The organism is Parabacteroides chongii, assembly GCF_029581355.1.
In the GTDB taxonomy this organism is placed as follows: Bacteria; Bacteroidota; Bacteroidia; order Bacteroidales; family Tannerellaceae; genus Parabacteroides; species Parabacteroides chongii.
In genome coordinates this window covers 3465555-3479468 of sequence record NZ_CP120849.1, presented here as the reverse complement: position 1 = coordinate 3479468, position 13914 = coordinate 3465555, and the positions used below count along the sequence as shown (strand labels likewise).

The window sequence follows — 13914 nt, the reverse complement described above, 5'->3', positions numbered from 1 at the left end:
TTATTGTTGATTCTTTCTATATAATCTCTGTTGTCCCTTCCAGGCGATATTGCTGGAACGATTCCGGTATGCCGCAGATCGACAGCAGGTTGATCAATGCGACATCATACTGGTAATAGGCGAGCAGGAAAGCTGTCTTTACTTTTGAGAGCATGACTTCAGCATCGACCACTTCCGTTGAAGTAGCCATTCCCTCCTGGAACGATTTCTGACGGATACGGACCAGTTCCTCACTCATTTCCAAGGTCGTATTCAGTGCCTTTACATTATCGAGTGCATTCTGTATTTGAGTATAGTATTTATCGACACCGACTTTCAACTCGGTAACGGCTTTATCCTTCCCGATCGCCAATGTCTGGCTGGTCAGTCGTGCCTGCCGGATTTTCTTCTCCCGGTTCAAACCATCAAAAATATTCCAGGTAAAACCGACCCCGATCATCGTACGGGGCATAAGATATTTATCTACGCCATTCGAATACAGTGTCTGTTTTCCGAACAAGGCAATAGTAGGAAGGTATCCGGTACGCCCGATCTTCAGCTCGTTGCCGGCAATATTCTCCTGTAACTTTAACTGATTTACCATATAGTTATTGACCGGAACCAACTCCCTGAAATAATCGGCTGAAGGAATATTTTCATTGATAAAAAGAGCGGTGGTCGTACTGATCTCCTTGTCTGCATCCATATCTATCAGGCTTTTCAACGCCTGTTGTGCCACTTCCAGGTCTTTGCGTGCCGATTCAAGTTCGCGTTTGGCTTCATCCATGCTCACCTGGGCAAAAAGACGTTCCGCCCGGTTGATCATCCCGTTCTGTTCCAGTTTAAGTGCCTGGTCATAATGGGTTTTCAACGAATTATAAGTAGCCTCCCTCACCGTTAAGACCCGCTGGCCCAAACGCAAACCGAAATAACATTCGATCAATTTCGATTGCTGGTCGGCGTTGACCTGTTCACGGTTCACTTCAGCAATACCGACCATCGTTTTTCCGATCTTACTGGCGAAGATTCGCTTCCCTCCGGTAAAGACCGGCCAGGTCACACTGGCGTCGATAGAAGTAATGTTCTGTGAAATAAGCGGAAGTGTCAGTGTATTTTGGCCGATTTTATCCAAAATGGAAGAGATAAACTGGTCGTCGGGCAGAATGGAATGAACAAAATCCTTGGCAGGATCGGTAAACTGGTCCAAAGGCTGACGAACCTCGACCGGATTCGACATGTGAACAAAGGCACCGGCTGCACCCACTGACGGATACCAGAACGAGTTAAGTTTCTGATGCTCGTTTTTTGCCAGTTCAACCTCCTTCCCTGCCATCCGAATACTCCGGTTTCCTTTTTGAAGCAACTCCATCGACTGTTCCAGACTGAGGTCGATCGTTGTTGTCTGAGCAGAAGTCACGGCAGGAAAAAGAAGCAGCAAGCCAATACTGAAATGCGTTAAGTTATTAATCATAAATGCGTTTAAATTTAGTTTGAGCGAAATTTATGATTAATAACAACCCCTTCTCCGGGATTGTTCAGCGGGCTAACTTCCTTTTTGGGTCGCTTTCTTTAAGTCAGGCAAGAACCAGGTGACCAGTCCGATCAGTGGCATATAGGCACAAACATTATAGACCGTCTCAATACCATAATGGTCCGCCAGATTACCCAGTACAGCCGAAGCGATCCCTGCTACTCCAAAAGAAAAGCCAAAGAACAAACCTGAGATAAGTCCCAATTTATAAGGTAATAACTCTTGGGCATACACTAAAATAGCCGGAAACGCAGACGATAAAACCAAACCGACACAAAAACTCAGAACCGCAGTCAGATACAAACTATCTACGTGAGGCATTAGCAAAGAAAAAGGAGCCGCCCCGAGAATGGAAGCCCAAATAACATATTTACGTCCAACTTTATCTCCTATAGGACCTCCCATCAATGTACCAATAGCAGTTGCTATCAGGAAAATAAATAAAAACAACTGGGAGGATTGAACACTGACCCCAAACTTCTCTATCAGATAAAAGGTATAATAACTGCTTAAACTTGCCATATAAATATATTTGGAAAAGATAAGAATCAACAAGATAGAAATGGAGAATATTGTTTTTCCCAGTGACAAAGGCATTTCGACATGTCGTCTGGCTACCCCCATATCTTCCTGTTTAAACCGTAAAAGCAGCCCTTTATACCAGCGCCCCACATATGTCATGACAAGAATAGCGATAAAAGCCAGGATAGAGAAAAAAGCAATGTTACTACGTCCGTAAGGAGCTACCACAATAGCCACGAGCAACGGTCCCAGCGATCCCCCCAGATTTCCCCCGACCTGAAATAACGATTGTGCCAGTCCTCTCTTTCCCCCTGATGCTAAAGAAGTCAATCGGGAAGCCTCCGGATGGAATATGGACGATCCCACACCAATCAAAGCTACAGAACATAAAATTCCGGGGAAACTATTGACCACAGAAAGTGAAAGCATCCCTATCAGCGTAAAAGTCATTCCGATAGGTAATGACCAAGGAGACGGACGTTTGTCAAAATATAATCCGGTAAGCGGCTGAAAAACAGATCCTGCTAACTGAAATACCAACGTGATCAACCCGATCTGCGCAAATGTCAACGCTAAATCATCTTTAAATAACGGATAAACGGCTGTTATGACGGATTGCAACGAATCATTTATACAATGTGAAATGCTTAACGCTACCAATATCCGGAAAGTAATGCCACTGACCGGTTCTACTCTATTTTGTCCCATTTGTTAACCTTATTGCCTGATTGGACCGCAAAATTACATATAAAAACAACGGATTGCTAATATCGCTACTTTTTATTTACAGGGGGATTTGTCGGGGAATAGTGTATTTTCTTTCTTTTTGGAGTTGTAAAAATCTATCAATTAACATTTACATTTGTTTCCATCCATTTCACACAAGACCTATGTTTCATAATCCGACTTTCAGTTCGGCACTCTTTTAACAAAACTTTTCTTTCAGTTCTTTTTGATTCTTTACGTAAATTGCCGTGAGCTAAATAGCCTTATGGTTGTTTTATCGTTGAACAACTAAACAAAAAACATGAATAATGAGATTTAAACTTTAGAGCTGCGCCGGAGATGAAAGGTAATCTTGTATCCATCTCTCCCGAAACCTACGCCAATTCCCCCTATCTCCCTTATCGCCCTGATGTAAGAGATCATTCACTCCGGGGCAGTATCTAAGTTTAATTTAAAAATCTTCCTCTTCTTCCCCTCCCGGAACATGAAGTATAAAAGTAGTCGCACCGATCGTCACAATAGCTCCTTCCCCGATACGCACCTGTTCTTTTTTTCCTAAAAGTACACTGCGAAGGAATGTACCGGTCATACTCTCATTATCACGCAAGGTATAAATCAATTTTCCCTGCTTATCTTCTTTTACATTAATAATACAATGTTTGCGTCCCACACTCGGATCACTGGTAATGATAGGCACATCCACACCTTCCGTATCTTTATTCCTTCGTCCTATCATATTATCGCCCATCACAAGCGGCAGTTCCTGTTTAAAACCAAACGTATTTTCGATCACAGTAATATAACCGCAAGAAAAATCAGGTTCCTTCACCTCTTTTTCCTGGCCGGACTCCGTACGGACCGTCTTACGTCCCAGCTTTATCTTGAACTGCGATCCGCATTGCGGACATACAAAAGCCAAAATCTTTCCATCCGGATATTTGGTTTCATCGAACGATAACTGATTATCACATTTGGGGCAGAATATTCTTTTCATATCTTTATTTGAAGCATTTACGTTTAACAGGGGTACAAAGATAAGTTTTTTCTACGGATATAAAGACCGATAGGCTATAAACGAAAAAAAGGCTATCCATCACGGACAGCCAATCTTCATTGTTAACCTTAAATCTAATACCATGAAAAACACGATGCAAATATAGAGGTTTTATGTTATGCAGCATAATATTTCACTTGGAAATCTCATTTATTTAACCAGGTTTAACAAATACATGCTATAAAACATCTTTCTAGAACAGTTTGACCTCTTCTAACGCTACTTCATTCTTGCATCGGCTCCCCACATCAGCTTCTCACGAAGTGTCTGATAGAAGGTATGATTATATCTTTTTATCACCTTCGTGGTATAATCGGCTTTTGTTATCGTCAACTGGATACCTGCCGGAAAAACTTCCGAACGACCGTCCAGGGAGATCAGAAAGGATTTGTTACGACTTTCTACCCCTAGCGTGATCGTATAGTTATCCGGTATGATCAGCGGACGCACATTCAGGGAATGGGGCGCAACAGGACTCAGTACCAGATTTTTGCTTTGGGGAATGATGATCGGACCGTTCACACTCATGGAATAAGCAGTCGAACCTGTCGGCGTTGCGATCAACAGACCGTCAGCCTGATAAGATGCCAGGTATTCATCATTCAGGGAAGTATGGATCGTGATCATCGAAGAGGTATCGCGCTTTAGGATCGCAATCTCATTCAAGGCATAATTGTAACCGCGAAATACCCGCCCTTCCGTATAAAGCCTCAACAGCGTGCGTTCTTCTATCTTATAATAGTTCTTGAACAATTCGTCCAGCGTATCCTCTATATCATTACCTCCCACATCGGCAAGAAATCCCAGCCGTCCGGTATTAATACCCAGTATAGGGATATCCTGACGGTTCACACGTGCCGCCGTCCGCAGAAACGTACCGTCGCCACCGACGCTCAGAGCTACATCGAGATCAAAATGATCGTCCGTCAGCAATCCTGCAATGGGAGGTTCATAATTCAGGCCATCAGCCAGAAAATTATAAAAACGGACATCCACATAGATCTCCGCCTCCTGCGATATCAGCTTTTCAAACAACCGTTTTATCTGACTTTGTTTCTCGACCTGATACTCGCTGCCAAAAATACCTACCTTCATATAATTGAAAATTGAAAATTGAAAATTGAGAATTAAGAGCTGAACACATTACTAATTTTCAATTCTCAATTCTCAATTTTCAATTTATTAAATGTTCATATAATGCAACAACTCGTTCATCCGCTGCTGCAACAGATCATCCACCATCCCTTTTTCCATGAAATAATAGAGGACGGTATAATTGAAACGCTCGAAACTACGGATCACCGGCGAAGCATCCTCCAGGTCGATCTTAATAATAAGATGTAACCTTCCGGTATCTTTATCCGTGTACGAAAGCAGATTCAATACATGCGCATTATTCGATTCGATCAAACGGGCAATATCCGTCAGTGAATAATCCTGCGGCATCACCTCCAGGACAAACACACTGCCCGAAGTTTCGGCATTACACAATTCCGAAAGAATATCGATCAGTTTCTCTCTTGTAATCGCCCCCTGATACTCCCCTTCCGGACTGACCACCGGCAACAGGCTCAACTGGTAGCGGGCGATCAGCGCAAGCGCCTCGTGGATATGCGTATTCTCCATCACACTGGGAGCAAACAGAACTGGCTCGCCAATCGTTGCCGCAGGATCAGGCATAGCCATCAGATCCTTTTCCGAAATCAGGCAACGGTATATCCCCTCGCTCAACAAAGGCAGATGTTTTAACTTAAAATCATCCATCAATGCCAACGCGTATTCCCCTGTGTCAAAACTTTTTAACACGGGAAGTTCCTTCGTTATGAAATCTTTCACCAACATTATTCTGTTAATTCCCTTAATTCTGCTAAATTTGCCGATACTTTTGTGCAAATGTAATGAAAGAAAAAAGATATAACGATATACGATGACAAATTTAAGTGTAAACATTAACAAGGTTGCAACCATCCGTAACGCACGCGGAGGTAACATGCCTGACATTTTAAAAGTAGCTCAAGATTGCGAAAATTTCGGTGCACAAGGAATTACAGTCCATCCACGTCCGGACGAACGACATATCAAATACAGTGACGTGTACGCGTTGAAACCTCTTATCAGGACAGAATTTAACATTGAAGGGTATCCTTGTAACAATTTTATAGACCTGGTATTAAAAGTAAAACCGACACAGGTGACACTGGTTCCGGATGCACCCGATGCCATCACCTCCAATGCCGGTTGGGATGTAAAGGCTAACTTCGACTTGTTGAGTGAACTGGTCGATACGTTCACGGCTCAGGGAATCCGCACTTCTATCTTCGTTGGAACCGACCTGGCCAACATCGAACTGGCGGCAAAAACAGGTACCGACCGCATCGAACTGTACACAGAGCCTTATGCGACCAATTACCCGGTAAACAAGGAAGAAGCCATCGCTCCTTTCGTTGCTGCCGCACAACTGGCAAAGAATCTGGGAATGGGAGTCAATGCGGGCCACGACCTGAGCCTGGAAAACCTGGCGTGGTTCAGTCAGAACATACCCTGGCTGGAAGAGGTTTCCATCGGTCATGCCCTGATCTGCGACGCGTTGTATCACGGATTGCAGGAGACCATTTCATTATATAAAGCATGCTTGCAACAATAAGAACGAACTAATATTAACGAATAAGTATACAAATCTATGAGTATTTTACTTTCCCTACAGGCAGTAGGGGCACAGACAGCAGAGCAGATGCCGGATCTGACGGCAGTAACAGTCCCCACTGAAGCAGAGATCAATGTAATAGACCTTGCATTCAAAGGAGGGTGGATCATGGTTGTACTATTGCTGTTATCACTAATGGCAGGCTACATCTTCATCCAGCGTTTATTAGTTATCCGCCGTGCGGGTAAAGAAGATCAGAATTTCATGAACCGTATCAAAGACTATATCCACGAAGGGAAAGTGGACTCGGCGCTGAACCTGTGCCGTAGCACCAACACCCCTTCCGCCCGTATGATCGAAAAGGGTATCACCCGTCTGGGACGCCCGATGAACGATGTACTCGTTGCCATCGAAAACGTGGGTAACCTGGAAATTGCGAAACTCGAAAAAGGCTTTCCGCTGATCGCTACGACAGCTGCCGGAGCTCCTATGTTGGGTTTCCTCGGAACGGTAACCGGTATGGTACGCGCCTTCTTCGATATGGCGAATGCCGGAACGAACGTTGACGTATCCTTATTGTCCGGAGGTATTTACGAAGCACTTGTAACCACCGTCGGCGGTCTGGTAGTCGGTATCATCACCCTGTTTGCTTACAACTACCTGGTTTCACAGGTCGATAACGTAGTGAACAAGATGGAAGCCCGCACCATGGAATTTATGGATTTATTGAACGAACCGGCTAATTAATTAAAAATGGAAAATTGAAAATTGAAAATTATCCATACACCTAATTTTCAACTTTCAATTTTCAATTATCAATTACAAAATGGCACTAAAACGAAGAACAAAAGTAAACGAAGCCTTCAGCATGGCCTCCATGACCGACGTCATATTCCTGCTGCTGATCTTCTTTATGGTCACCTCTACGGTAGTCATTCCGAATGCCATCAAGGTAACATTGCCGCAGGCGAAGAAGCAGACGGCAGCCAAACCGCTCACGCGGGTTACCATCGATGCCAACCTGAATTACTACGTAGCATTCGGTAACCAGCGGGAAACGCAGGTCACGTTCGACGAGATCACCCCGTTCCTGCAAGACAGTTACGCAAAAGAGCCCGAAATGTTCGTCGCCCTTTATGCAGACGAGACAGTTCCTTATAAAGAAATCGTAAAGATCCTGAACATAGCGAACGAAAACAAATTCAAGATGGTGCTTGCCACCCGTGCGCAGAAATAACAGATATGAAATTCAACAAAGATGACATATACAGTATAACCGGTTCGGTCGCATTTCACCTGGCGATCTTCCTGATCCTGTTGTTCACGGTACTACGTACGGAAATTCCGGAAGAAGACGGGGGTGTCCTTGTCAACTTCGGGAATGTAAACTCCGCCGCCGGTACCTTCGAACCTAAATACACCGGACAGGAACTGCCCCAGGAGACGACCACTCCTCCACCGCCACCCACTCCGCCGGTAGAAACACCGAAAGAGGAAGTGATCACGCAGGACATCGAAGAGAGTGTTGCCATAGCAGATGCTAAAAAGAAAGAAGAGCAACGCAAGAAGGAAGAAGAGCGTAAACGGAAAGAGGAAGAGGATCGCCGCAAACGGGAAGAGGCCGAAAAGAAACGCCTGGAAGAAGAACGTCGCAAGAAAGAGCAGGCCATCAGCAACCGTGTTGCCGGAGCATTCGGTATCGGCGGTGCTGAAGGAAACAGCCAGGGCGATGCAGAAAGCGGTACAGGTAACCAGGGAAGTCCGTTCGGCAACTCCGACCACGGAGCCAACGAAGGCGTAGGCGGATACGGTTCATTCAACCTGAACGGTCGTTCTATCGGAGCCGGAGGCTTGCCCCGCCCCGCTTACACGATCCAGGAAGAAGGAAAGATCGTGATCAACATTACAGTAGACCCGAAAGGGAATGTAATATTTACAGAAATAGGTAGAGGTACCAACATCGACAACGCTTCCATGCGTAAAAGTGCGTTGGATGCCGCCAAACGTGCTAAGTTCAATAGCATCAACGGGGCAAACAACCAGAGCGGTACGATAACCTATGTGTATAAACTTAAATAAGTTGACAACTGTCAACTAAAAAAGGAGGTAATATGAAGAAAGCAATTGTATTTTTAGCCAACGGCTTCGAAGAAATGGAAGCCCTGGGCACAGTCGATATCCTGCGCCGCGGAGGTATCGAAGTGACAACTGTTTCCATCACAGACAATCCTGTTGTAACAGGAGCACATAATGTTCCGGTTACCGCTGATACAACGCTGGGAAAAGCAGACCTGGCCGGAGCCGATGCACTTGTACTGCCCGGCGGTATGCCCGGAGCAGCCAACCTGAATGATTCGGAGCCGGTAAAAGAAGCCCTGTTGCAGCAATACCGTGAAGGAAAGATCGTTGCCGCCATCTGTGCAGCTCCGATGGTACTAGGCGGATTGGGATTGCTAAAAGACCGTAACGCTACCTGCTATCCGGGCTTCGAACCGAAACTGATCGGAGCTAATGTAACCGGTGAAGCTGTTGAAGTTTCCGACAATGTGATTACCGGCAAAGGTCCCGGATTAGTTATGAACTTTGCCCTTGCCTTAGTTGCAGCTATTAAGAGCGAAGCTGTGGCTGAAGAAGTGGCGGCTGGGTTGCTGTTATAAAAAACAAAGACTATATTAGGGAACGCAGATGACGCAGAATACACAGAGGTACGCAGATTAATTTTTTCTTTTAAATAAAATATCTGCGAGCTTCTGTGTATTCTGCGTCATCTGCGTTCCCTAATATTTTCGTATATTTGCAGCCGTTTTAGCAATCAGAAAAAGGTAAAAAGATGAACAGCAATTTGAAAGGATTCGTATACGGCATTGCCACTTCGGCTACATTCGGTTTGATACCATTATTTACATTGCCGCTGATGGCGAAGGGGATGCAGTTCGATTCGATCCTGTTCTACCGTTTCCTTTTTGCATCGATTGCCCTTGTCGGTATCATGGCGGTGAAAAAAGAATCCATGCGTATCGACAAAAAAGATATTCCCGTACTGATATTGCTCGGCTTCTTTTACACGGCATCCGCCATGTTCCTTTTCTGGGGATATAATTTCATGTCGGCAGGGATAGCTACAACATTACATTTCACCTATCCTATATTCGTCACCCTCCTCATGCTGGTGTTTTTCCGCGAAAAGACATCATGGGTCACGTTGATGGCGATTTGCCTGGCGATCTGCGGGGTTGCCCGTCTGTCTATCAATGAAGGGGAAATGAAACTGAGTGCATTGGGCGTTTTTATCGTGTTGCTTTCAGCCGTCGGTTATGCACTTTACATCACCACTGTCAACAAATCGAGGGTACATACTATGACCGGCAGGAAACTGACTTTCTACGTATTCATCGTCAGTACCCTCCTGTTCGCCATCAAAGCAAGTACCAACGAAGGCATACAACCCATACCCGACGCTATGTCGGTTATCAACCTGATACTGCTTGCCATTGTTCCGACAGTCATCTCCAACATTACGCTTGTTCTGGCAGTACACAATATCGGCGGTACACTCACAGCCGTACTCGGAGCAATGGAACCTGTCACCGCTGTTTTTGTAGGTGTGTTACTGTTCGGCGAACCATTCACTTTCAATCTGGCTATCGGTATCCTTCTCATAATCATTGCTGTCACAATGATCATTTTGTCAAAAACCATACAAAAAAGACTGAAAGAAACCCGTAGAAAACTCTTACATTACAGGAGATGACAACATTAAGTTTTACACAAGCAGCGTCACCATCCTATTTATTTAAGATAAACAAGTAATTACCAGCCTATTAAAAGGTGACACCTATGATTAAAACAGCGTCACCCATATTCTGATGCTTTTTAGGTCATATCCTATCGACTTCTTTACTTAAAGTTAGCGCTTTCTGACATAAAACTCACTATCTTTTAACCTTTCGACCTGGGGCAACTACATATTCGACCTGGGTAAAACCTACGGTTCACCTAGGTCAAATTCATAGTTGCCCCAGGTCGAATATATAATATATTACTTATTAGGCTATTAAAAGCTATGACTTTCATACTTATATACAATATAGATCGACTTTTTCAATTTATAGAATAAAAAACCACCCGTGACGCCACCAAAGAGTTCCGGCGTCACCTATATATCATCTGAATAACAACACACTAACCTACATATTCCGGTTGATGAAGCCAAAAAGACAACAACAATAATGACAGTAGTAAAGTAAAGAGGAAAACATTTCTGGCAGTATGTGCCAACGTCTTATTCAATTCTTTTCCCTCAAAATGGTATAACTCCCTCCAGGTTTTAATAAACAAGGTAAAGAATGCTGCAAAAAGAAGTAACACCCATGTAGAAGCTTCAAACAATAAAGGCATAGCCAACAAAAAAGCTACTATTCCATTCATCAGATAAAAGATCCGACCGAAGCCACGACCGAAAAGCACAATCGTAGTCCGTTTGCGAGCAGCTTTGTCCTGCACATAATCCCTATAGTTATTGACTACCAATATATTCGTAGAAAGTAATCCCAGCGACAGCGACAACAGGAAAGACAGCATGGAAAAAGAACCTGCCTGCACATAATAAGTAAAACATAGTGGGATAACCCCGTAAAATAATATCACACAGACATCTCCCAACCCATTATAAGCCAAAGGAAAAGGTCCGGCAGAATAGGCCAGCACACAAAGAGCAATGGCAATTCCGACCGGTATAAGCTCCCAGCCGGCATAAAACAAAAGCATACAACCACATAAACAAGAAAAGCCTAACGTTATAAACGTAGCTTTCAGCATCGTTCCAGGGGTAATCCATCCCTGAGCCACCGCACGCTCAGGGCCTAAACGGTCCTCCCTGTCCGCTCCTTTCTTAAAATCAAAATAATCATTAGCAAAATTACTGGCAATCTGTGCCAGCAAAGCCACTCCAAAACACAAAATAGCAGGTATCAACCGGAATACCCCTTCACACCAAGCTAAAACACAAGCTAACAACACCGGACTTAATGATGCCGGCAGTGTTTTAGGACGCGCGGCCTCTACCCATGATTTTAAAAGACTCTTCTTCTGTTCCATCTTTTCACGTTCACAATTCACGGACAAAAGTATAAACAAAAAGCACAATCATTTGTTTTTTTATTAAGAATTCGTATATCTTTGCAGCATGAAAAATTTTCTATTCATACTGACTCTGCTTTTCGGCTTCTTGCTTTTCTCTCCCCAAGAGGAGATCGAAAGCAACGATATCGCTGTGTCTCAAAAAGAGGCTGTCATGAAAGAAAAAAGTTCTGCAGATGTACAATACTACCTCAATGTATTAAGTACAGACCTGAAAGAAAGCAAAGGTCTGAATGCCCGCAGAACGGTTCAACTGACTAATAATACATTTCACTTACGCACGCTGAAAATAGCGGAGAAAGCTCTTCAGGATATCCGCCTGAAAGAAATGAATGTACAACGTAAAGTGTTGGAAAATGTATCGGAATGTCAAACTATAAATTTGTCTACACTTCTTTGCCGTACGGCACAACATGTGTTTGCCCTACGGAAACTCATTATTTAATTTTTAAAGGATAACTCCGTCTAATCGAATTCAGACTGGTTCGGCTTATGGGCGATGAAAGTAACTGTTCTCCTCTTGAGAGAGGATAAGGGAATGTTATGTTCTATAACGTTACTATCAGCTGCTACGAAACAGTTCAAAAAAAGCAATTTTACATTTATTTATCCATTTAAAAATTAAAATATTATGTCTACTAAAAAATCAAATAAAACACGTATTTATCTGTCGGTTATTATCACAATCATTGGTTGCGTATTAGCTTGTAGTTCCATCATTCCTAATGACTATATTAAGTTATTGGTTGTAATGTTTGCTTTGGGATATGGTTTGTTCGGTATTATGAAAGGCCTGAGCGGCACCGATTCTACTGAAGAAACAGCTGTCGAAGAAAAAAAGTAAAAATAATTGAACAAAAGTAACCTTTAATAAGTTAATAAAATGAAGATAAATAAGGACCTGGTAGACGCTGTCATGATGGTATCGTTTATCATATTGGTATTAATCGGTACAACCGATTTTGACAATGCAGTCACTAAAGATGTAACAATGGGAGTACTGGGGTTTGTAACAATCTGTATGGTCGTACTTCGAGGCATACAGTTGAGACAAGCGGCTAAAGAGCCAAAGGAAGAATACGAATATTAAATCACTAATACGAATATTCCTAACAACCCTAACTAAAATGTCTAGTAGCTTCCTGCTGTTACTCCGTAGTGATCCGGGGTTATCCAAGGTACGTTTTTCTGCCTAAAAAATAACTTGCTGTTTACTTGGTTACGATAATCTTTTGATTATCGGACAACAGGAAGCCAGACATTGTAATAAAAGATTAGTAAATTTGCGGCCATGATAACAAGCGTTACATTATTAATTCTTTCACTGTTTGCTCTCTATATCGGAGCGGGCTGGTTGGTTAAAGGGAGTTCTGAGTTAGCCCTGAAAGCAAAGATATCAAACCTGGTGATCGGTCTTACGATCGTTGCATTCGGAACAAGCGCACCGGAACTGGTGGTCAGCCTGAATGCCACCTTATCGGGCCAAGGGGATATATCAGTCGGTAACATCATCGGCTCCAACATTTTCAATATAGCAGCTATTCTCGGTATTTCTGCCGTTATCCAGCCATTGCAGGCCAAACGCCAGCTTACACGCCTGGACATTCCTATCCTGATCGTAGCCACTGTTGTTTTCACCCTGCTGTTCTGGAACGGAACGCTTGGAAGATTGGAAGGTTGCCTGTTCTTAGCCGGCATCATTCTTTATACGATTTTCAGTCTGTATTACTCACGCAAGCATGAAAAGAAAGTGGAAGAACTGGCGGGAGAGCTGGAAAAACAGCCTGAAGCCTGGTATAAAGATGTAATGTATATCGTAGGTGGCCTGGTTATTCTGATATTCGCTTCCAACCTGCTGGTCAATAATGCCGTATCGATAGCCCAGGAACTGGGTGTCAGCGAAGCGGTGATCGGATTGACTATCGTTGCAGCCGGGACAAGCCTGCCGGAACTGGCAACATCGGTCGTATCCGCACTCAAGAAAAATCCGGATATTGCCATCGGAAATATCGTTGGTTCCAACCTGTTCAATATCCTGGCAATTGCAGGAACCAGTTCGATGGTCAAACCTATCGTTGCAAAGAACGTAAACTATGTCGACCTGCTGGTCATGCTGGGGTTAACACTGCTTCTGCTACCGCTGGTAAAAAGCGGACAGAAAATATCGCGTGCCGAAGGGTGGGCACTGATTGTGGTGTACCTCTGTTATCTCGCCTGGTTACTCAGGGATCTGATCTGAGAATCTCAAAGCAGGACTTTTTGAAGGTCTTGCTTTTTTTATACCTTTGTGACTTCCATACATATTTATTTTAAACGATC

At 43.6% G+C, this 13914-nt stretch carries 16 protein-coding genes; 10 read left to right on the top strand and 6 right to left on the bottom strand.

All coding sequences use genetic code 11. The features are described 5' to 3' along the window. Positions 1 to 16 precede the first annotated feature (16 nt). From P3L47_RS12900 to P3L47_RS12880, 5 genes are all read right to left on the bottom strand, one after another. A complete protein-coding gene (locus P3L47_RS12900) occupies positions 17 to 1450 on the bottom strand; it encodes a TolC family protein (RefSeq protein WP_277781032.1) in 1434 nt (477 codons plus the stop codon). Positions 1451 to 1522: 72 nt separating this feature from the next. Further along, entirely contained in the window at positions 1523 to 2740 is a 1218-nt protein-coding gene (locus P3L47_RS12895) for an MFS transporter (RefSeq protein ID WP_277781031.1), read from the bottom strand. Between the two features lie 469 nt (positions 2741 to 3209). Then, on the bottom strand, positions 3210 to 3752 hold the full coding sequence (locus tag P3L47_RS12890; protein ID WP_277781030.1) for an FHA domain-containing protein: 543 nt from the start codon (positions 3750 to 3752) through the stop codon (positions 3210 to 3212). Positions 3753 to 4031: 279 nt separating this feature from the next. Continuing rightward, complete coding sequence (locus P3L47_RS12885; RefSeq protein ID WP_122360567.1) at positions 4032 to 4907, bottom strand: NAD kinase; 876 nt, start codon at positions 4905 to 4907, stop codon at positions 4032 to 4034. An 87-nt stretch (positions 4908 to 4994) separates the two neighbouring features. Beyond that, on the bottom strand, positions 4995 to 5654 hold the full coding sequence (locus P3L47_RS12880; protein WP_122360568.1) for a CBS domain-containing protein: 660 nt from the start codon (positions 5652 to 5654) through the stop codon (positions 4995 to 4997). A gap of 85 nt (positions 5655 to 5739) precedes the next feature. Here P3L47_RS12880 and P3L47_RS12875 point away from each other — a divergent pair, with 85 nt between their 5' ends. The 6 genes from P3L47_RS12875 to P3L47_RS12850 all read left to right on the top strand — a co-directional run bounded on the left by P3L47_RS12875 (position 5740) and on the right by P3L47_RS12850 (position 10207). Continuing rightward, positions 5740 to 6456, top strand: coding sequence for a pyridoxine 5'-phosphate synthase (locus P3L47_RS12875; RefSeq protein WP_122360569.1), 717 nt, complete (start codon positions 5740 to 5742; stop codon positions 6454 to 6456). Between the two features lie 36 nt (positions 6457 to 6492). Then, positions 6493 to 7203 carry a MotA/TolQ/ExbB proton channel family protein gene (locus P3L47_RS12870; RefSeq protein ID WP_007658773.1) on the top strand — a complete coding sequence of 237 codons (711 nt, stop codon included), beginning with the start codon at positions 6493 to 6495 and terminating at the stop codon, positions 7201 to 7203. Between the two features lie 79 nt (positions 7204 to 7282). Continuing rightward, positions 7283 to 7693, top strand: coding sequence for an ExbD/TolR family protein (locus tag P3L47_RS12865; protein WP_007658774.1), 411 nt, complete (start codon positions 7283 to 7285; stop codon positions 7691 to 7693). 5 nt (positions 7694 to 7698) lie between these two features. Further along, the gene (locus P3L47_RS12860) at positions 7699 to 8535 is read left to right on the top strand and encodes an energy transducer TonB family protein (protein WP_075556766.1); all 837 of its coding nucleotides are present in this window, start codon (positions 7699 to 7701) and stop codon (positions 8533 to 8535) included. 32 nt (positions 8536 to 8567) lie between these two features. Then, positions 8568 to 9113, top strand: coding sequence for a DJ-1 family glyoxalase III (locus tag P3L47_RS12855; RefSeq protein WP_277781029.1), 546 nt, complete (start codon positions 8568 to 8570; stop codon positions 9111 to 9113). A 173-nt stretch (positions 9114 to 9286) separates the two neighbouring features. After that, complete coding sequence (locus P3L47_RS12850) at positions 9287 to 10207, top strand: DMT family transporter (RefSeq protein WP_277781028.1); 921 nt, start codon at positions 9287 to 9289, stop codon at positions 10205 to 10207. A gap of 431 nt (positions 10208 to 10638) precedes the next feature. On the opposite strand, the gene P3L47_RS12845 is transcribed toward P3L47_RS12850, so the two are convergent. Then, on the bottom strand, positions 10639 to 11553 hold the full coding sequence (locus P3L47_RS12845) for a 1,4-dihydroxy-2-naphthoate polyprenyltransferase (RefSeq protein WP_277781027.1): 915 nt from the start codon (positions 11551 to 11553) through the stop codon (positions 10639 to 10641). 88 nt (positions 11554 to 11641) lie between these two features. On the opposite strand from P3L47_RS12845, the gene P3L47_RS12840 reads away from it, so the two are divergent. The 4 genes from P3L47_RS12840 (at position 11642) to P3L47_RS12825 (ending at position 13834) form a co-directional block, all read left to right on the top strand. Further along, a complete protein-coding gene (locus tag P3L47_RS12840; protein WP_122360573.1) occupies positions 11642 to 12040 on the top strand; it encodes a hypothetical protein in 399 nt (132 codons plus the stop codon). A 186-nt stretch (positions 12041 to 12226) separates the two neighbouring features. Beyond that, positions 12227 to 12439, top strand: a complete 213-nt coding sequence (locus tag P3L47_RS12835) for a hypothetical protein (protein ID WP_122360574.1) — start codon at positions 12227 to 12229, stop codon at positions 12437 to 12439. Positions 12440 to 12478: 39 nt separating this feature from the next. Next, on the top strand, positions 12479 to 12685 hold the full coding sequence (locus tag P3L47_RS12830) for a hypothetical protein (protein WP_122360575.1): 207 nt from the start codon (positions 12479 to 12481) through the stop codon (positions 12683 to 12685). Between the two features lie 201 nt (positions 12686 to 12886). Further along, a complete protein-coding gene (locus P3L47_RS12825) occupies positions 12887 to 13834 on the top strand; it encodes a calcium/sodium antiporter (protein ID WP_122360576.1) in 948 nt (315 codons plus the stop codon). Positions 13835 to 13914: the final 80 nt, after the last annotated feature.